This window comes from Vibrio sp. OY15 (assembly GCF_000742455.1).
In the GTDB taxonomy this organism is placed as follows: Bacteria; Pseudomonadota; Gammaproteobacteria; order Enterobacterales; family Vibrionaceae; genus Vibrio; species Vibrio alginolyticus.
In genome coordinates, this window is the sequence record NZ_JPIL01000001.1 from 61620 (window position 1) to 81449 (window position 19830).

The 19830-nt window shown below is 43.1% G+C and carries 17 protein-coding genes; 10 read left to right on the plus strand and 7 right to left on the minus strand.

Translation table 11 applies throughout. The annotated features are described in order from the left end of the window. Positions 1-439 precede the first annotated feature (439 nt). The 6 genes from IJ23_RS00250 (at position 440) to IJ23_RS00275 (ending at position 8150) form a co-directional block, all read left to right on the plus strand. Positions 440-1903, plus strand: a complete 1464-nt coding sequence (locus tag IJ23_RS00250; RefSeq protein ID WP_033905046.1) for a hypothetical protein — start codon at positions 440-442, stop codon at positions 1901-1903. 241 nt (positions 1904-2144) lie between these two features. Then, positions 2145-2915: an ABC transporter ATP-binding protein gene (locus IJ23_RS00255; protein WP_005378438.1), complete on the plus strand. Its 771-nt coding sequence runs from the start codon at positions 2145-2147 to the stop codon at positions 2913-2915. Positions 2916-2998: 83 nt separating this feature from the next. Beyond that, positions 2999-3769 (plus strand): ABC transporter substrate-binding protein, encoded by a 771-nt coding sequence (locus IJ23_RS00260; protein ID WP_005378437.1) that lies wholly within the window; start codon positions 2999-3001, stop codon positions 3767-3769. An 81-nt stretch (positions 3770-3850) separates the two neighbouring features. Then, complete coding sequence (locus IJ23_RS00265) at positions 3851-4591, plus strand: ABC transporter permease (protein WP_005378436.1); 741 nt, start codon at positions 3851-3853, stop codon at positions 4589-4591. 3 nt (positions 4592-4594) lie between these two features. After that, positions 4595-5272, plus strand: coding sequence for an ABC transporter permease (locus IJ23_RS00270; RefSeq protein WP_005378435.1), 678 nt, complete (start codon positions 4595-4597; stop codon positions 5270-5272). A 154-nt stretch (positions 5273-5426) separates the two neighbouring features. Further along, positions 5427-8150 carry an ImpA family metalloprotease gene (locus tag IJ23_RS00275; protein ID WP_033905047.1) on the plus strand — a complete coding sequence of 908 codons (2724 nt, stop codon included), beginning with the start codon at positions 5427-5429 and terminating at the stop codon, positions 8148-8150. Positions 8151-8243: 93 nt separating this feature from the next. Here IJ23_RS00275 and xthA read toward each other — a convergent pair whose 3' ends face one another. The 5 genes from xthA to dinG form a co-directional block, all read right to left on the minus strand. Then, the gene (gene xthA, locus IJ23_RS00280; RefSeq protein WP_005378433.1) at positions 8244-9050 is read right to left on the minus strand and encodes an exodeoxyribonuclease III; all 807 of its coding nucleotides are present in this window, start codon (positions 9048-9050) and stop codon (positions 8244-8246) included. Positions 9051-9145: 95 nt separating this feature from the next. Further along, complete coding sequence (gene rsmS / locus IJ23_RS00285) at positions 9146-9310, minus strand: pleiotropic regulatory protein RsmS (protein WP_005378432.1); 165 nt, start codon at positions 9308-9310, stop codon at positions 9146-9148. Then, the gene (locus IJ23_RS00290) at positions 9310-9855 is read right to left on the minus strand and encodes a primosomal replication protein (protein WP_033905048.1); all 546 of its coding nucleotides are present in this window, start codon (positions 9853-9855) and stop codon (positions 9310-9312) included. The genes rsmS and IJ23_RS00290 overlap by 1 nt, the downstream gene beginning before the upstream one ends. After that, on the minus strand, positions 9852-10637 hold the full coding sequence (locus tag IJ23_RS00295) for a sulfite exporter TauE/SafE family protein (protein WP_005378430.1): 786 nt from the start codon (positions 10635-10637) through the stop codon (positions 9852-9854). Before IJ23_RS00295 ends, IJ23_RS00290 begins: the two co-directional genes overlap by 4 nt. Positions 10638-10651: 14 nt before the next feature. Beyond that, a complete protein-coding gene (dinG, locus tag IJ23_RS00300; RefSeq protein WP_017634733.1) occupies positions 10652-12727 on the minus strand; it encodes an ATP-dependent DNA helicase DinG in 2076 nt (691 codons plus the stop codon). 515 nt (positions 12728-13242) lie between these two features. Here dinG and IJ23_RS00305 point away from each other — a divergent pair. Further along, on the plus strand, positions 13243-14322 hold the full coding sequence (locus IJ23_RS00305) for a porin (protein WP_005378424.1): 1080 nt from the start codon (positions 13243-13245) through the stop codon (positions 14320-14322). 76 nt (positions 14323-14398) lie between these two features. Further along, the gene (locus tag IJ23_RS00310; protein WP_025766923.1) at positions 14399-15076 is read left to right on the plus strand and encodes a DUF2057 family protein; all 678 of its coding nucleotides are present in this window, start codon (positions 14399-14401) and stop codon (positions 15074-15076) included. An 85-nt stretch (positions 15077-15161) separates the two neighbouring features. Here IJ23_RS00310 and IJ23_RS00315 read toward each other — a convergent pair whose 3' ends face one another. After that, complete coding sequence (locus IJ23_RS00315) at positions 15162-15863, minus strand: pseudouridine synthase (protein WP_005387874.1); 702 nt, start codon at positions 15861-15863, stop codon at positions 15162-15164. 311 nt (positions 15864-16174) lie between these two features. On the opposite strand from IJ23_RS00315, the gene IJ23_RS00320 reads away from it, so the two are divergent. After that, positions 16175-18400 carry an NADP-dependent isocitrate dehydrogenase gene (locus IJ23_RS00320; RefSeq protein ID WP_005378404.1) on the plus strand — a complete coding sequence of 742 codons (2226 nt, stop codon included), beginning with the start codon at positions 16175-16177 and terminating at the stop codon, positions 18398-18400. Between the two features lie 183 nt (positions 18401-18583). On the opposite strand, the gene cspD is transcribed toward IJ23_RS00320, so the two are convergent. Then, a complete protein-coding gene (gene cspD, locus IJ23_RS00325; RefSeq protein WP_005378407.1) occupies positions 18584-18802 on the minus strand; it encodes a cold shock domain-containing protein CspD in 219 nt (72 codons plus the stop codon). Between the two features lie 704 nt (positions 18803-19506). On the opposite strand from cspD, the gene clpS reads away from it, so the two are divergent. Continuing rightward, complete coding sequence (clpS, locus tag IJ23_RS00330) at positions 19507-19827, plus strand: ATP-dependent Clp protease adapter ClpS (RefSeq protein ID WP_005378419.1); 321 nt, start codon at positions 19507-19509, stop codon at positions 19825-19827. The last annotated feature ends 3 nt before the right edge of the window (positions 19828-19830 follow it).

Below are 19830 nucleotides of genomic sequence, written 5' to 3' on the forward strand. Positions count from 1 at the left end.
TTTAAAAGTTATGAATTCTTCATTCAATTGTGTTAATCCGCATCCTGCGGCACGCTTATGCTAGCTATTGTTAGATTTGTTACACGTCGATACTGTGCCTAAGCATAGCTAATAACTTATTGTGTTGAAGCGCAAAAAAAGCCTCATCTTTTGGCAGGAGTCTAGCAAGATAGCCATTTAGGGTGATTGATTTAGATCACTTTAAGAATGGTTGTGAAATAAAACTACAGAAAGTTTCTGGCATGCGAATGAGATGCGGAGATCTTGTGTAATTTCATTACACAAGTTGCATAAAATTAGAACTTTTTTTCCTTTTGCACGAGATGCAGATTAAATGTCAATATTCACGGTGATTATATAAAGCTGGCTTTATTCTTGCTTTGGACAGAGCAAAGACAATTTTTTGGCTAATCATTGCCGCTCAGTTTAGGAAAAAGACATGAAACAGCTTAAAGTACTGCCACTAGTGGCAATCATCTCAGGGTTAATGGTCGGTTGCGGCGGCGGTGGCGGCGGTGGCGGTGGTTCCACACCAAGAACTACATTCACTTTTACTTTTGCAGCTCCAAATGTCATTAGTGAAACAAATGCACAAAAAGACAGCTGTACTATTTACGACCGAAGAGTAGATGGCAACGGCATCGAGCAGGTATTGACCTATCAACCAGCCGTAAGTGCACAGCTAACAGGAGGTAAGGTCGTCGGTTTCTATTCAGACAAGAATGGTGTCCGTCAAGGCGACTTTATCTACCCATCAGGCACTACTTTGAAATTTGTTCTAGAAGACATTCCTGAGGACGGCTATTTTACTTATCAGTTGCTTGATGCTTCTGGAACAGTATTTACGGCAAACAGCTTCGGTCGAGATTTTTTAAAGGACAATAACCTTAGAAACTCAACGTTCTCAATGAATCGAGAGGCGGTGTCTGCTTGCAATAAAAATGGCAACTTCCGTAAGGCTACCCGAACTGACCTTAAATATGAAGCAACGGAGGCTGGTGGCTTAGAGTACAACTTCATATCTAAAATTGCGAAAGAGTCTAAGCCTACCTATTCTATTGATTCTTTGGATGTAAGAGCAATTGGTTCGAAGATGGAGTCGACAGTCGTGCTACAATATGCAGACGCAGCGAAAACAGAACTGCACCAGTATGGTATTCGCGATTGGTCGAGTGAATCACCATTGCCGTTGGTTGGCATGAATGGCTCTTCTCCAATCTTGAACCCAACACTTTTTAAATATGACACTTTAGACATCAGTGTACTTGTTGGTGATTACAACTACGAAGTTGCAGAGCTACCTATGTCAACGACGAAGTTCTACCACCCGCTTGAGCCAAAAACGGAAACTTGGACTTACAGTGTTGCAGCTGAAAAACCTATCAATGGTTGGACGGTAGTGCTGAACCAAAAGATGTATCAGGACGCAAATTGGGATATCTCAATTGATCCAAGCGCTTACTACAACCTAAATGCTCTGCCTGCGTCGCATGTGGTGAGAGGCTCAACTATTGATACTGGTTTTGCTTTCACTGACCAAGATAAAGGCTTTAGCCGCCTTGCATATCGTGCAGAGTCTAACTCTGGAACACTACACCGAGTAACACACAAGATATTTACAACTTTAGAGAGTGATGTCGTTGTTCCGGAGTTGTTCTACTACACATTCGATGACAGTGTGAAGCAAGATTTGAAAGTTTCTTCTAAAAGTGATTTCTCACAATCTATTGTCGTGGAGTCTGCTGAAGCAAACCTAAATAGCTATGACTTTGTTTCTCTTTTCTCTCATGGTGATGTGACCGATCTTAAAGTGGATCACGATGGTCTTGTGATCAGTGAAGTTGATTCTGAGAAGGTCAATACGAATGCTCAGAAATCTGATTTTATGGTATTGGTTAAGTAGCGTCTTAACACTTTTGTAAATTAATTAAGCCCCTTTGAAAGGGGCTTTTTTATATTTAATATTCAACTTTTGAAGAATATGTTGCTATATATTGCATATTAATTTGTCTATAGTATCTTTCTATTCGAATTATTTAGGTTAATAATTTGTTGCAAGTTTCAAAGGGCGGTGCTAATTTGTTCCAAATTAGAGAGGGCGGAGTCCCTTAATTGCAGTGACAAAAACACAGGGAGTAGGGCGCATGAATGATGTACCAGCGCTAGATATAAAAGACCTGCACAAAACATTTGGACAAAATGAAGTTTTAAAAGGCATTTCACTTGCCGCGCACAAAGGAGATGTTATCTCCATCATTGGCTCTTCCGGCTCAGGTAAGAGTACCTTTCTCAGATGTATCAACTTGCTAGAAACGCCTACCGCGGGCGAAATTTGGGTAAATGGTGAATTAATCCAAATGAAGAACAACAGAGCAGGTGAATCTGTTCCTGCTAATGAAAAGCAAGTCCAACGTATTCGCTCACGCCTGGCAATGGTTTTCCAAGGTTTCAACCTCTGGTCTCACCTAACCGTACTAGAAAACGTGATTGAGGCGCCTGTTCATGTCTTAGGCGTGCCAAAAGCTCAAGCGATTGAAAATGCAGAAGTCTTGCTTAAGAAAGTAGGCTTGTATGAGCGTAAGGATTATTACCCTGGGCACTTATCTGGCGGCCAGCAGCAACGTGCAGCTATTGCCCGTGCGCTAGCAGTTGACCCAGAGGTGATGTTGTTTGACGAGCCAACTTCTGCGCTTGACCCAGAACTTGTAGGAGAAGTTCTGGGGGTAATGAGAGATTTGGCAGATGAAGGGCGAACTATGCTGGTGGTCACGCACGAAATGGCGTTTGCGCGTGACGTATCAAACCATGTGATGTTTTTACATCAAGGCTTAGTGGAAGAACAGGGAAATCCAGCTAAGCTATTTACAAACCCGGATTCAGAACGATTACAGCAGTTTATCTCATCCATTTACTAATATTTGTTAGGCGGCAGACTATTGCCTCCTAAGCCAACACAACAAACAAAACGAAATAAAATAGCAATCACAGGAGTATGGAAATGAAAAAGTGGTTATTAGCAGCAACGATTGCTGCAACGGCAGTATCAGGTGTTGCCCAAGCGAAAGAATGGAAAACAGTTCGCTTTGGTATCGAAGGTGCTTACCCTCCGTTTAGCTGGACAGAAACTGATGGCTCAATAAAAGGCTTTGACGTAGACATGGCAAATGCACTCTGTGAAGAGATGCAAGTGAAGTGCAAAATCGTCGCTCAAGATTGGGATGGTATTATTCCTTCTCTGCTTGCACGTAAGTACGATGCCATCATCGCAGCAATGTCTATCACTGAAGAGCGCAAGAAAAAAGTCGATTTCACTGGCAAGTACGCACAAATTCCAAATAAATTTATCGCTAAGAAAGGTGCGGGTCTAGATTTTGATAATCTTAAAGATGTCAAAATTGGCGTGCAACGTGCGACGACACATGACAAGTACTTAACTGACAACTACGGCGATGATGTTGAAATTGTGCGTTATGGCTCTTTTGATGAAGCGTATCTTGATCTAGAAAATGGTCGAATTGCTGCTGTTTTAGGTGATGCTTCTGCTCTAGAAGAGGGTGTGATCAACAAAGCAGGTGGCGAAGCTTATGAGTTTGTTGGACCATCGTTAACCGATCCAAAATGGTTTGGCGAAGGTATGGGTATCGCTGTTCGTAAACAAGACAAAGATCTAACGAAGAAACTCGACGCAGCAATTATTTCACTACGTGAGAAAGGTGTTTACCAAGAAATTGCTGGTAAATACTTTAACTACGATGTGTACGGTGAATAAACCGTAATTAAGCGACCGTTGGCTTGTTCCTAGAAGTAGTCAACGGTCGATTTTTTGAGTTTAGGGATTAGGAACTCACCTATGCTAGATTTACAAGGATACGAAGCTTCGATTTTGAAAGGAGCTTTAGTAACAATAGAAGTTGCAGTGCTTTCACTCATTCTCGCCATGGTCTTAGGCATGCTTGGCGCATTAGCTAAGTTAGCACCTTACAAATGGGCAAGGGCGATTGCCACTCTTTACACCACAGTCATTCGCGGCATTCCAGATTTGGTTCTAATGATGCTAATTTTCTTTGGTGGACAAATACTTTTAAATAACAGCCTTTACTCCATCAACGAAACGCTCAACGAGTGGTTTGCCTCGAGTGATCCAAACCATGAATGGACGTCTTACTTACCTGATTATATTGATGTCAGCCCATTTATTGCTGGTGTACTCACGATTGGTTTTATCTTTGGCGCCTACATGGCGGAGACTTTTCGCGGAGCGATCATGGCGGTGGACAAGGGTGAATTAGAAGCGGCGAAAGCTTATGGGATGAGTTCTGCTTTATCGTTTAGAAGAATCTTACTTCCTCAGATGATTCGTCATGCATTACCTGGATTTGGTAATAACTGGTTAGTGTTACTTAAGACCACAGCGTTAGTTTCCATTATTGGTCTGGATGACATGGTGAGAATGAGCTCATTGGCAGCAGGTACAACGAAAATGCCGTTCACCTTTTACATGGCTGTCGCGCTCATCTTTCTATTTTTTACCAGCGTTTCGACCGGGCTACTCAAGCTTGTTGAGCGTAAGTTCAGTATTCATGCGAGGTAAGTTATGGACTTTTCTTTGATTATTGAAAGCTTTCCAACTTATCTTCAGGGACTTTGGACAACAGTTTGGTTAGTGGGATTAGCGTTGGTTATTGGCTTGTGTGTCTCTATCCCATTAGCCGTGGCACGCAATAGTACCAATTACGCTCTAAGCTTACCTTCTTGGGGATTCATTTACTTTTTCCGTGGAACGCCGCTATTGGTTCAGCTGTATTTGATTTACTACGGCATGGATCAGTTTTTCCCTGTGAAAGATACCTTGTGGGAGAACGCTTGGTTCTGTGCTTTGGTCGCTTTTATTCTGAATACATCGGCTTACACCGCAGAAATTATTCGTGGTGCGATTAATGGTTTGCCGAAAGGTGAGGTGGAAGCTGCGAAAGCCTATGGCATGAGTAAGTTTATGACATACAGACGTATTATCTTGCCGAGTGCATTGCGTCGAGCATTACCAGCTTATTCAAACGAGGTCATATTTATGCTGCACGGAAGTGCAGTCGCGGGCATCGTTACCATCATGGATTTAACTGGTGCTGCGCGTCTAGTTAACTCGCGCTACTATGCACCATTTGAGTCTTTCCTGACGGCGGGGCTGTTCTACATGGCACTGACGTTTATGATCTTGTGGTGTTTCAAAGTGGCAGAGAAGCGTTTCTTAGCTTATCTGCGTCCTTTAAGCTAATTATCAATAGAGGCAATAGCACCGGAATGGGTGCTATTGCTTTTGATAATTTTGTTATCTTCATTCCTATTTTTCCAGCCGATGTAAAAGACTCTTTCTTATTATTCATTAACTTACATTAACATTCGGTAAACTCATTGTTTAGTAAGTAAAAATGAAAAAAACAATTCTATCGTTGGGCATTGCCGCCTTAGCCACAGGATGTGGTGGGGGAGAGGGAGAATCACAACCTAATGCTCAAGTAAAACCAACGCCAGCTCCAGTTCAACAAGCTCTTGAAACTGGTAATGCACTGCTCGTTTCTGACCCGAGCGATTTCATTCGTGAAAGTCGTCAGGTTGTGGAAGCTCACAAGATGCAGTCGAATACGATCAAATCTGCAATTGCGAAAAACCTTTCAGGTCTTTATTGGGATCCAACCCATGATGCCGCGATCTTGGCACCTAAGTATGGCTTCAACGACACCATCTTGATGACCAATAAGGCCATGGTAAGCGGTTACAAAGATCAAGCTATGTCAATTGGCGTTGCCGGGGAAAAGTCTAATGGTCAACGTTACGCACTATTAGGGAGTAACCCATTTAGAACGGCACAACGTTTTCCCGACTCTTCCAACGCAGCGATGACGAAATGGTTAAGTAATCTGGTCACTTGGTTGTCGGGCGGAGTTACTTCAAACGTCGTCATCGCGCAAATGGACCAGTCTTATTACTTTCCGGATGAGCAAGCGACTCGGAATTGGCTGAAAGACAATGTTTCACAAGAGTTGGCGTTTAACGAGGCCAACCTATGCGATGGTTCGAAGCTACTTAGCTGCTTGCAAACCAATATTCCAAACTTATTGATCTTGTCACAGCATCTGCAATCTGGAGATACCAACAAACCAGTACTCGAAGCTTTGGAATACGCTGAGCAAGCCCAAATTCCTGTTCTATACCTGCATTGGGATGGAGGACTAACTGATCTTGGCCAAGACATTTTGGGAAGATTCCATGTTGATTATGTGGGAGATAACTATTGGCGTAAGTTAGGCTTGGTCGACTGGGAACCTTCATCGTTGATGAACGTTGTGCCGGACTCTGTCATCACACAACAAGCGCTGTTGTCTCGTTTTGAATCTCAAAATTTCAACGTTGACTTGTCAAAGTGTGATGACAAATCCTGCCCTGACACTGCGAATATGGACAGTCAATTTTATGCAGGGGCAAACAGCATTCGCCATTGGTTGCAAAAGCTTGATGAACAAAAAGTAGATTTGTTTAATCAAAACGGCTACCAATACGAAAAACTCATGGTATTGCTGGCTGATCATTATCGTCAAACGGTTGTCTTCCCGATGGACAAACAATCAACCCAAGCGACCGAATTCCTAAAGTCGTACTTTGCCGATTACGTGCAATACAACAGCCGAAGCGTAAACCCAAAACAACCAAATATGGGGAACTTCAGCCGTAGTGAGTTTAGCCCTGACATAAAGAGAATCAGTGCAACGATTAATATGGAATCAAAGCGTAACTTCCGTTCGGCTGGTGTGTATGCGCTTCCTGGGGAAACCTTTACGGTTAAACGTAATGACAGCAATGATGTGGCGACTAAGATTGTCATCAACACTTTAAGAAGTGGTGCAACTCATGAGTTCAGCAAAGATGGATACACGCGACCAAAACTGCTGACTTCATTCGGCTATGAAGTGAAGCCGGGTGAAACCATCACGCTGACTTCTCCTTATGGTGGTCCAGTACAGGTTCACTTTGACAAAAATGATGTTCCGGTTGAACTGAAATTTAATCATGTGGCACAGCATCCAGTTTGGAGAAGTGAGAAGGACAACGACGCTTTTATTCAACAGTTAGAAGCCAATTTATTCGATTGGGCTGAGCTGATCACTCCTGGGTTTGAAGTACACTCAAAGCGCGACAAAATGTTGGAGTCGGTCAACGATGAAATGTGGTCTACCCCTTCGGAAATGGCGCTTGCAACAGAAGAATATGTTCACAACTACCCGCATGTGCTGGGAGGTTTCCAAGGGCCGGGCATAGATGAAGTGCCTGAAATTATTCAATACGCCCAAAACCAAGGTTGGGAAATCGCCAATATTGATATAGTGAAGCACATGAACGCCGACCAAGCGACGTGTGGTTATGGTTGTTCGGGTAACCCTTACGATGCTTATTGGTCATTCAGCCCACTCGGTCACGGTGATTTACATGAGCTTGGCCATGGTTTAGAAAAAGGTCGATTCCGATTTTCAGGCTGGGAAGGGCATTCAACGACCAATTACTACTCGTATTATAGTAAGTCTCGTTTCTTCCAGAATACGGGGAAAGTTTCAACTTGCCAAAGCTTGGATTTCAAAGGCCAGTTTGAATTATTGCAAGCTAGCCGAACTCAAGCGGATCCAAACGCATACATGGCTGCGCAAAATCAAACCAGTTGGAGTTGGGGCGCTCGTGTTTACATTCAAATGATGATGGCGGCGCAGCATGAAGGTGTGCTTAAAAATGGTTGGCATTTATTGGCGCGCTTGCACCTGATTGAACGTGAGTTTAACCGCTTAAAATCGGACGATGCGCTTTGGGATGAGAGACGATTGAGTATTGGTTTCGCCAACTACTCTCGGGAAGAAGCAAATAGCATCTCAAACAACGACTGGTTGCTTATTGCTCTGAGCTACATCTCTCAGCGAGACATGACGAGCTATTTAGATATGTGGGGCTTCTCGTTCACAGAAAAAGCGAAACAGCAGGTTATGGCGCTGAATCTACCGCCGATGCCGCTCACTTACTTTGCAAGCAGCAATACCGGCTACTGTCTGAACGAATTTGCTCAAACACCGATAACTATTGATGGTCAAACGGTTTGGCCGCTGAATCAGTGATTAAATAGTAATTTGTATGAAAAAGGGAGACTGAGTCTCCCTTTTTATTGGACTAAGCTTAGCGTTGAGTCTCGCTTATAGCTTTGCAATAAATTACTTAAATGTCGACCAGATTGGTGCGTGATCTGAAGGCTTCTCGATACCACGAAGCTCATAGTCGATACCAGATTCAATACACTTTTCCGCTAGAGAAGGGGTTGCCAAAATGACATCAATTCGTAGGCCACGGTTATCATCAAAACCGCGAGAACGGTAGTCAAACCACGAAAATTGATCGTTCACCTCTGGGTATAGCTTACGGAAGGTGTCCACAAAGCCCCAGTCTAGTAAGGTTTTCAACCATTCGCGCTCTTCAGGTTGGAATGAACATTTACCTGTTTTTAGCCAACGTTTACGGTTTGGCTCGCCGATACCGATATCTGCATCAATAGGGCTGATGTTGATGTCACCCATAACAATCAATTGCTCGTCGTTATTGTGATGATCGTTTAGGTAGGTCATCAGATCTTTATAGAATTGGCGCTTGTATGGGAATTTGGTTTCGTGGCTGATGTTATCCCCTTGAGGGAAATAGCCGTTTAGCACAGTGACCTTTTCGCCGTTTTCATTTAAAAACGTTGCCATGATCATGCGCTTTTGATGTTCCTCGTTATCCGTCGGGAACCCTTTTTGTACGTGTAGAGGCTCTTGCTTACAAAGCATTGCTACGCCGTAATGTGCTTTTTGACCATGAAAATACACTTTGTAGCCCATGGCTTCGACAGCTTCAATCGGGAATGCTTCATCGTGAACTTTAATTTCCTGAAGACCAATCACATCAGGTTGGTGTTTGTCGATTAGCGCTTGGAGTTGGTGCAGTCGCGCACGTAGTCCATTGATGTTAAAGCTGATTACTTTCATTATTTATCCTTTTTGGGGCGTACTTTTGTATGAATAGTATCATTGTGTAAGAGCACTGAAAACGAGTCTCGGTGAAAGGAGTGAAACGCTCTGAGCTACTTTGCTTTTAATTTGTTTTCTAAGTCGTTTTGCACGATCTTTAAAGCGTTAAGCGCAACTTCTGGATCTATCTCATTGCTCTCAAGCAAATAGATTAAATCGACAGCCAGTTTGATCTCTTCAGGTGCGTCATCTAAAGGCGAGGTTGGTTGATCAGCCATTATTGATGTTTTTCCCTATGTGTAATTTGGTTCTCTAGCTTAAGAAGTGCTGCTTCACAACGCGCTAAACGTTGCTCGGTTGCTAGTAATACTTTTTGAGCGTCGGCACGCATAAAACTCGGAGCGCTTTCGACAGCACGTTCTTTTTCTAACACCATCTCGCGCAAGCGTCTTGCCCACTCTTGGTGTTGAGCGAGTTCCTGATAAAGCACGTTGATAGGCTTGCGGAAATAGCTGCTATGTTTGATTTCATTCTTACGAATTTTAGTGGTAGAAATCTCGCGTTGAATTGCACCGATTTGCGCCACTAACCGTTCAGTGAGGTACTCAGCACGCAAAGCGGTGAGCTTACCTTCATTTTGCTCACGCACAATCGCATCCAGCGTGGCTTTTGCTTCTTTTACGCAAGGAGTAAGTAAGCGAGAGCGGCAACCAAATAAACGCTCATCAAAAAGCGGAACATGATGTTCGCCTCTTTGACGGTCAAGAACAGCGGCTTGCTTCGCCATTTGTTCTAGATTTTCCTGGAGTTGAGAAATGTTCATGACAAACCTACAAACCATGCGTCATAAGCCAATTTAATGGCTAGTATGCTGACGACAGTAACAAATACAGGACGAATGAATTTAGAACCAAATCTAATAGCGGAGTGCGCGCCAACAAAAGCACCAGCCATTAAACATACTCCCATTGTTAAGCCTAGCACCCAGTTGATGTGTCCGAGGAATGCAAAAGTGATCAAAGAGGTAAAGTTACTGGTAAAGTTCATTGCTTTTGCTAAGCCAGAGGCGAGCAAGATATTCAGTCGGTATAGCGCCATTGAACTTACTGTCCAAAAAGCCCCAGTTCCAGGCCCTGCGAGTCCGTCGTAGAATCCTATGGATAAGCCTTGCATGTACTGTTTTTTATGAAGTTTTGGGCAAGGCTCGGGTATTGGACTTTGATGAGCAGAGTGGGGCGTTTTATGAAAAACGGTATACAACGCTGCCGCCAAAATAACAAGCGGCAATCCTTTTTCCAGCCAATCCGTACTAATCGCATCTACAAATAGCGTACCTAATGTCGCTCCGAAGAGTGTCGCCACGAATGCACGCCGCCAGCATTGAGGCTTGAATAGACGTTTTTTGTAGTACGTAAATGCCGCAGTAGAAGAAGCAAAGGTAGCGGCAAGTTTATTGGTGCCTAGTGCAATATGAGGCGGCAAGCCCAGCGACAGTAGAGCAGGTACGGTAAGCATGCCACCACCACCGGCAACTGCATCAATAAATCCAGCGACAAAAGCGACAAGCGCCAACACCAACAGCATGGTTGGCTCAATCATTTCCATAAATGGTGATTCTTCTAATATTCTATTTTACGTTTAAATGGAGGTAGTGAGTCGATTAAGGCTTGTCCGTATCGCTTAGTGACTAGGCGTCGATCAAGAATCGTTACTCTACCAGAATCTCTCTCTTTACGCAGTAAGCGACCTACGCTCTGGATCAGCTTTTTGCTTGCGTCTGGTACAGTTATTTGCATAAACGGGTTTCCTCCTTTTTTCTCAATGTATTCGGAATGAGCCTGCTCAACAGGGGAGGTTGGAACGCCAAATGGAATTTTTGTAATCACCAAGTTTTCAAGTAATTCGCCAGGTAAGTCTAGCCCCTCAGAGAAACTGCCAGTACCAAATAAGACGCTGGTTTTATTTGATTCTATTAACTTTTTATGTTTTTTTAGAATTTCTTGACGTGAGCTTTCACCTTGAACTTGCAACGCCCAGCCTTTTTTTATGAACTCCGAAGAGAGTGCCTTCGCGACTTGGTTCATCTGCCAATAGGATGAGAATAATACTAAGTTGGCTTTCTTGTCTTCCAAGTACTTAGGCAATATCTCGATAAGATATTCAGTAAATTGAGGCGCTGGTGGTTCATATTTCATCGCAGGGATGAGCAATTCTGCCTGGTTTTGGTAATCGAATGGTGACGCAAGCGCTAAAAACTGAGTGCCTGATTCTGGTTTTCCATCAATACCAACCTGATGGCAAAAGTAATGGAAAGAGTTTAATGCACGCATCGTTGCGGAAACCAAAATGGCGCCAATACATCTGCTCCAAATCTGTTGGTCGAGTTGCCATCCAATTTCAAGTGGCGAAACACTCACAATGAAATCACCCTCGCGATCGGGGTGGGTTTCTAACCAGCGAGCTAAAGGCGCACCTTTTTCACGAGTTGGTTCAGCCATTAAATGCCATACTTGCGCTAGGTTTTCTAACCTTTGAATGTAGAAACCGAGCTCTGCAAGCGCTGGTTCAGCCAACCTTGTCGCAAGCTCCCCGTCTTTTACTCTTTCCGCAATAAGGTCGGCAATTTTTGCCACGCTCTGATTTGCTTTTTTACTGAACTGTTTTAGTTCTTTGGATTGGTTCTCTAGCCACTCAGGTAGTTCACCGTGTTCGAAGCGGTAGATACCCTCTTCAAATTGAGCTGGGTCGAACTGTTTGGGCAATTGAGTCAGTGCCGGTATCAAGTTCTGAACCGCGTCTTGAAGGTCGTTGCGAAATCGAGCTACGCGTTTCTCGTCTGCGAGTGATGAAAACTTACTAATCGACTGATTTAACTTCTCAAGCCATGCTGCCGCACCTTTTAAACTCGCAGATGCTGAAGCATGGTCACGAGCGACGTGAGGTAAGTGATGTGCCTCGTCGAAGACGTATATCGTATTTTCTGGCTCAGGTAAAATCACGCCGCCACCTAAATCTGCGTCTGCCATGACGAGAGAGTGGTTAGCAATGATGACATCGTTTTTATCCAACTCTGAGCGCGCTTTTTGGAATGGGCAGCCGCGGTGGCCTGGTAAACTGTTATTGCAACTGTGTTTATCACTGACAATCAGTTGCCAAAGCTTATCGTCGATGGGTTTAGGCCAAGAATCACGGTCACCGTCCCATTTACCTTGCGCAAGAGAGCGATGCATTGTTTCTAACAGCTCTATATCTTTTTGCTTAGGTTTGGTTTCAAACATGGCTAACTGGCCACCATCAGCACCGCTAGCAGTAGCGAGCTTTTCTGCACAACAATAGCGTTGACGGCCTTTTGCCAAAATAAAAGAAAACTCTCGGTCGGTAATCCGACGAAAAAGAGGGAGGTCTTTATTTATGAGCTGCTCTTGCAGAGCGACGGTCGCCGTTGAGATAACCACTTTTCTATTGTTATGTACAGCCACGGGAATGGTCGCCATTAGATAGGAGAGCGATTTACCAATTCCAGTCCCTGCTTCTGCAACGAGTATTCGGTTAGATTTGTGATACTGACCGCACAGCGTTTTTGCAATCTCTGCAACAAGGTAGTTTTGTGCTCTTCTAGGCACAAAGTTATCAAGTTGATCTTGAAGGTTTTGATAGCTATTACGAATCGATTTTTGAATGTTACTGGTCAGCATACGGGCCTCAAATGCGTTGGAGGCGAATAGTAGCACACATCACTAGTTGTACAGTAGTTCACAAAACGGAATGCTTTTATAAGGAATGTAGATCTCCTTCACAAAAAAATATTGAACCTTATCTTAATGAAATTAATTTCATTATATGAAAAATATAAAACTCCAACTTGGTCTGATTTGTGGGTTTTTATTCTTTTTTTTGTTTTTTTAAATTTACTTATTGGATTAAAAAACCATTTGTTAATAATTTTGTAAATTACAAATAATAATGGAGATTGGTTAGATGTTCGTCGAATAAATAAAGGTAAACTTATCAAGTTGTTGTTTTATAATGGTATTTTGTTTTTTTTACATTGGTATTTAGAAAATTTGACAGCCAGAATAATCTTTTGCACTCTTAGCTCCAGATTTTGAGGAGGTGCTGTATAACGTTTTGTTAACGCTCTACCTCAAACATATAAAAAAAGGGAACCGGACAAGGATATCCCGAACTAAGAAAAGGCAGTGGATTAATTATGAAAAAAACTCTATTAGCACTAGCTGTAGTTGCGTCTGCAACTTCAGTGAACGCAGCTGAAGTATTCAAATCTGAAGAAGGTTCTGTAGATTTCTACGGTCAGCTACGTCCAACTCTTCTATTCACAGAAAAAACTGATCACACAGCAGAGCTAAACACTAGCTCTTCTCGTACTGGTGTGAACGCGGTTTACGTTGTTGACGAAAGCCTAAAAGTTCTGGGTGAAGTTGAAATCGGTGTTGCTCTAGGTGACAACTACGACGCAGGTGCTGATTCAAGCGAGCGTACAGATGACTCTGTATACGTACGTCGCCACATCATCGGTTTTGATATGGGTGATATGGGTACTCTTCGCTTCGGTAAAGAAGGTACTTGGGCTGATGACGTATACTTCGCAGATTACTCTTACTTCTTCGGTGGTAACGCAGCGGAAACTGCATACGGTCACGCTTGGAACAACGATTCTCAAATCAAATACGCTTACGAAAATGACGCGTTCTGGCTAAAAGCTGGTTACGCGCTAGGCGAAAAAGATTCTAACGAAGAAGTACTAGAAGTATTCGTTGGTAAATCTTTCAACGACCTATCTCTACACGCTGGTGTACTTACTGCGAACAACGACATCAACGTAACTAAAGAGAAAAAACTAGTTCTTAATGGTGTAGAGCAAACAGTTTCTCACACAGAGCGTACTGATAACGAAAACCTATCTTTTGAAGTAACTGCTGAGTACGCACTAAACGAGCACACTCTAGGTGCTACGTACTACTACAACGAAAACGAAGATAAGCTAGGTAAATCAACAGTTGATTCACACTACATCGTTGTAGCTGGTATGTTCGCTGTTGCTCCTAAAACAACTCTATACTCTGGTTACGAGTACCTAGCTCAGTCTACTGACGAAGCAGGTAAAGTAGACGCAGACTCTTCTTGGTTCTACGCTGGTGTTGAATACAAGTTCTCTAAATGGGCACGTGTATTCGCAGAAGCGGGTTACACTTTCGAAGGTACTGACTTCGACAACAAAGACACAGACGACGCAACTAACTTCGGTGTTGGTGCTCGTTTCTACTGGTAATCAATACCCAGTTTGATATTGTAAGACCCAGCTATATGCTGGGTCTTTTACTATGAAGATAAGGATGAAAAATTCTATGCAGTTATCATTAAAAGTGGCAATGGCACTGTCTATTTTTGCCAGTACAAACCTCTACGCTGCAACGACTTTAGTGGTTCCAGAAGACGTGAAGTTATTGGCCGTCAACATGGAGAAGCCAGATCTAGAAGGTGGTCTTTTTTCTAGTGAGAAGACAATCGAACTACCTGACGGAACGAATCAAATTGTCTTCAAATATCAACCTACATTCGAAATTAACGAAAACCTTAAGACGGTTTACAGTGATGTAATCGTTGCTAAATTTGATGCTGAAAACGAAAAGCTAACGTTTGAACTGCCAGAGTTTAAAACTCTTCGCCAAGCGCAAAACAACATCTCGCCTCTAAATTGGCAATTACTGGATACCAAAGGCCAACCTATTGCTTTGGTCGAAGATGTATTAGAGTCAGATGGTGTTCAAATTGGTCGTAATTACCCTCAAGAATCTCGCAACTACAATATTGCTGGCGGTATCGCGAGTGTTGCCGTTAGTTATGTAACTGTGAATCAGCATCAACAATCAGTAAGTGATATCGAGCCTCTAGTTGAGACTAGTGATACCCGTTCAACAGCCGCATCAAACGACAGCCCAATGGTTGATGTATTAAAGACGATGTACCAGAAAGCGTCTCCGGCGGAAAAAGAGGCCTTTAAAAACTGGCTTGCTGAGCAGTAATCCCTTAGTTCATTAGATAGGGCTTAACTGAAAAAGTATGAATCTAAAAAGCAGGCTTTAAGCCTGCTTTTATCTTTTCTGCTTGTTAGAGAGAGATTTCTCTCCATTCACCAGGCATTAGGTCGTTAAGGACGATATCACCCATCGAATGACGAATGAGGCGCAAAGTAGGGAAGCCAATGTGCGCAGTCATGCGACGCACCTGACGATTTCTTCCTTCAATAATGGTAATGGCTAACCAAGTGGTAGGGATATTTGCGCGAAAACGGACCGGAGGCGTTCTGTCCCAGACTTGTGGTTCTGGAATAACTTCAACTTCGGCTGGTAGAGTCATACCATCTTTTAGCTCTACTCCCTTTCTCAATTTTTCAAGATCTTGCTCCTGAGGAGCGCCATCAACTTGAACCCAATAAGTCTTCGGCGATTTTGACTTTGGCTGCGTTAGCTTCGCCTGCAAGATGCCATCGTTAGTGAGTACCATCAAACCTTCGCTGTCTCGGTCCAATCGGCCAGCCGCATAGACATTTTTGATTGGGATATAGTCCGCTAACGTTTTGCGACCATCGCCATCGGTAAATTGACTGAGCGTATCGTAAGGCTTATTGAAAATAATGACTTTACGATCTTTAGGGGCCACTTTTGGCTTTTGGCTTTTTGTTGGGCGATTAGGGCGGCGGTCTTGCTGAGTACGAGTCTTCGAGCCATTGCGAGCTCCTGAGTGTTTAAAATGGCCCGTTTTAGACTGGTTACGACTGCGACCTTTTTCCTGACCTGTACGAGATGACATGTTAACTACCCTGCAAAAATGTAAATGAACTGTGTTTGAAAGTTTTAAGTTTTCTCATGATCGGATATGATTTGCGCGCCTAAAACTAACAAACGCGCACAGAATGATAGACTAATTCGTGTTATTTGTTTAATTATATCAGTGCACTCATGGATTCAGAGCTTAGAGCTTCAAACTACAACAAAGAGTGCGAACCGCATGTGGCGTTAGTGAGGAGACATGTACTGCTAACGTGCAGCAATGCGTCAATTAAACCAACTCAGACGCTGAGTTGATCAGCCAACAAGTTGATTAAAAAATAGGGAAATTTCATGCCTACAGAAAAACCTACAATTATCTACACCATCACTGATGAAGCGCCGGCGCTAGCAACTTATTCATTACTACCAATCATTCAATCATTCACAGCATCGTCTGGCATCAATGTAGATACTCGTGATATTTCACTAGCAGGTCGAATTATCGCTAACTTCCCAGAGCATCTAAAAGAAGAACAGCGCATTGGCGATGCGTTGACTGAGCTTGGTGAACTAGCTCAAACTCCAGAAGCAAATATCATCAAGCTACCTAACATTTCAGCTTCAGTTCCTCAGCTTAAAGCGGCGATTAAAGAGCTTCAGGCGAAAGGTTACGATTTACCAAACTACCCAGAAGAGCCGAGCACGTACGAAGAGAAAGCGATTAAAGCGGCTTACGACAAAATCAAAGGTAGTGCGGTTAACCCAGTACTTCGTGAAGGTAACTCAGACCGTCGTGCTCCGACTTCGGTTAAGAACTACGCGAAGAAAAACCCACACTCAATGGGTGCATGGTCAGCAGAATCTAAGTCTCATGTTGCGAGCATGTCAGACAATGACTTCTTTGGTAGCGAAAAGTCTACAACTATCTCTGGTGCAACAGAGGTCAAAATCGAGTTTGTCGGTAATGATGGTACAGTTAAAGAGCTTAAGTCTGCGTTCCCATTACTAGATAAAGAAGTCATTGATACTTCAGTAATGAAGAAGAAGGCGTTGGTTGAATTTTTCGAGAAAGAGATTGCTGAAGCGAAAGCACAAGACGTGCTGCTGTCTCTTCATATGAAAGCGACGATGATGAAAGTTTCTGACCCTGTCATTTTCGGCCATGCCGTAAAAGTTTACTACAAAGACGTTTTCGATAAGTACGGTAAGCTGTTTGAAGAGCTAGGCGTTGATGTAAACAATGGCATCGGTGATGTTTACTCAAAAATTGAGTCTCTACCTGAAGCGCAAAAAGCAGAAATTGAAGCGGCCATTCAAGCGGTTTACCAAACTCAACCAGAACTTGCGATGGTTGACTCTGATCGTGGTATCACAAACTTACATGTACCAAGTGACATTATTGTAGATGCTTCTATGCCAGCAATGCTTCGCTCTTCGGGTCAAATGTGGGGACCAGATGGTAAACAAAAAGACACCAAAGCGATGATTCCAGATCGTAGCTACGCAGGTATTTACCAAGCGGTTATTGATTTCTGTAAAGAGCACGGCGCATTTGATCCAACCACTATGGGTAGCGTACCTAACGTTGGTCTAATGGCTCAGAAAGCTGAAGAGTATGGTTCTCACGACAAGACATTCATTCTAGACGCTGCGGGTACTGTTCGCGTTGTTGATGCTTCAGGTAACGTACTGTTAGAGCAAGCGGTTGAAGAAGGTGATATCTTCCGTATGTGTCAGGTTAAAGACGCACCAATCCAAGATTGGGTTAAACTAGCAGTGACTCGCGCACGTGCAACAGGTGTTCCAGCTGTATTCTGGCTAGATGAAAACCGCGCGCACGATGCTGAGCTCATCAAGAAAGTAAACGCCTACCTACCAGATCACGATACTGACGGTCTAGAGATTAAGATCCTATCTCCTGTTGAAGCTTGTAAGTACTCACTAGAGCGTATGAAAGCGGGCCTAGATACTATCTCTGTTACAGGTAATGTTCTTCGTGACTACCTAACAGACTTGTTCCCAATTCTAGAGTTAGGTACGTCTGCTAAGATGCTATCTATTGTTCCATTGATGAATGGTGGTGGTCTATTTGAAACAGGCGCTGGTGGTTCTGCTCCTAAGCACGTTCAACAAGTAGAAAAAGAGAATCACCTTCGTTGGGATTCTTTGGGCGAGTTCCTAGCGCTTGCAGCTTCGTTAGAGCATTTAAGTGTAGCGACAAACAATCCTAAGGCTCAGGTTCTCGCAGATACACTAGATAAAGCGACCGGTGAGTTTTTAGACACCAACAAATCTCCGTCACGCAAAGTGGGTGAGCTAGATAACCGTGGAAGCCACTTCTATCTCGCACTTTACTGGGCGAAAGCGCTTTCAGAGCAAACGGATGATGCGGATCTTGCTGCTGAATTTGCACCAATTGCAAAAGCGCTGTCAGAGCAGGAAGAAACGATCGTTGCTGAGCTAAATAATGCGCAAGGCGTGAAAGGTGAGCTAGGAGGTTACTACTTACTAGACGATGCATTGGTTTCTAAATTGATGCGTCCAAGCGAAACCTTTAACGCAATCATTAACAAGTAAGTTAGTGTAAAAACACGTCGTTTTCGACGTGTTTCCTATCCTGTAAGTGCGTTGTAAGTGTTCCTTTTGTAACGCGTGCTCTAAATAGTAAGAAACCCGCTATCTTGGCGGGTTTATTTTTCTCTTCAAAACATCAACGTGGCGTTTCGAGAGCAATATTTTTATATTTCGACAGCGCTCTAATTATTTGGCTTGGCCTTCAAGAGGCACGACGCTACTCGCGTGACAGCCTTTGGGACCTTTTTCAATCTCGTAAGAGACTTGTTGGCCTGCTTTCAGTGTACGATAACCGTCCATCTGGATAGTTGAGTAGTGGGCAAAGATATCTCCCTCTTCTTCATCTGAACAAATAAACCCAAATCCTTTGGCATTGTTAAACCACTTTACTGTACCTGTAGCCATGCTTTACATCCCTCATGCATTTTTTACTGATGTTGTTACTGCAACCAAGTTATACCTTTAACTTGGTACTACCATTGTCAGCGAATGCCAACAAACGTCAAATCAATGATAAGTCACATTCATCAAACCACTTAAAGAAGAGAGGTTTCAAAATGATGATTTATGCATCGACACTTTCCACTGTAGTCAATGAATTTCGACAGTCAATAGCAGTGAGCAACAAACAGAAACATAATTGAAAACAAATCACTTTTGAGATTAACAAATTTGCAAACAGTTTTTCGTATATACGCAGAAGTTTAGTCAATTTGCCTATGAAGTGGCTCATACTGAAAAAGCCATACTGTCCGTGTTGCTTATGGGAGAAGAATCCTCTGACTGAATAAAAAATGAAGTTTTCGTGATAATTACCGTATTCTCAATGAGGAAGTGTGATCCAGATAGAAGATGATGGGGTGGTTTGCAATAGTCCGAGAGCAATAAATAGAAAGTTCTTTTATAAGAAAAAATGTGTAACTTATCGACAAGCATCTTTTATTTGCGCCGTATCAAGACGTGCATTAGTCTCTATATTAGGTAGCAACTTTTATCGATCAAAGATCGAATTCGGTGCCATAACTCACTACACCGCGCTGCATGCTTGTGGTAGATTGTTTTTATAGGTCGAAAACATCAACCCTTTGATACGATATCTTTAGATTGCCATGAGTAAAAATTTTGAATGGGTCACTCCGGACTCTGATCTTCTGGAGCGAGAAAGTACGAAAGTCCAGCCACCTAAGCTGTACAATGTCGTGCTCAATAATGATGACTATACACCTATGGATTTCGTCATAGAGGTGCTTGAGCGATTTTTCTCACATGATATTGATAAAGCAACTCAAATCATGCTTCAGGTCCACTATGAAGGAAAGGCAATCTGCGGCACATACAGCGCAGAAATTGCCGAGACAAAAGTAGCGCAAGTTACGATGTACGCAAGGGAAAATGAACATCCGCTACTTTGCACTATGGAGCAAGCGTAAACA